The organism is Halorubrum sp. SP9 (assembly GCF_005435015.1).
Lineage (GTDB): Archaea > Halobacteriota > Halobacteria > Halobacteriales > Haloferacaceae > Halorubrum > Halorubrum sodomense.
The window spans coordinates 1-533 of sequence record NZ_SGXU01000301.1 but is presented as its reverse complement, the minus strand read 5'-3'; the positions used below and the strand labels follow the sequence as shown (position 1 = coordinate 533).

1 protein-coding gene is annotated in these 533 nt (G+C 61.2%); it reads right to left on the bottom strand.

All coding sequences use genetic code 11. The features are described from left to right. A partial coding sequence (locus tag EXE45_RS19975; RefSeq protein WP_158294328.1) for a hypothetical protein occupies positions 1-533 on the bottom strand: 533 nt, incomplete at both ends.

The window sequence follows — 533 nt, the reverse complement described above, 5'->3', positions numbered from 1 at the left end:
GGTGTCACTGGATGTCGACAAGGCACCCTCCCCCGACTGGCTCTTCGGGAGTTCACTATCCCGGACGCGGGTGAGAACCGGTGTGGCTTCACGGGTGAAACCGACCCGGTCGATCTTGTCTGAGTCGAGTGAGTCAACGTCGTTTTCAGACAACGCTCGTTTGAGTTGCCCAACGGTGTAGCCACCGTCTTCAGGGGTTTCTTGGTCGTGGGCAGCCGACTCTGCGCCCCCGTCGGCCTTGGCTGCTGTGCTGGGTTCCCCGGATGAGGAGTCGGTAAGCGTGTCATCTTTCACCGCGTCGGGGAGACTCGTCTGGAAGATCTCCCATGCGTCGTCAGTCGGACGGTCGACGAACTCTCGCTCGGGGACGAACGGTTCGTAGACCAGTTGCCACTCGTCTTTGAGATCGTCAAGCGTCTGGTAGCGCAGTGGCTCCTCGCCGGCGTAGACAACCCACTCTTGATTGTGCGGGTCGTGACGGGTCCACGCCTCGAAGACGTTCGTCGAACCGTACTTCTCGTCGACGCGGAGGC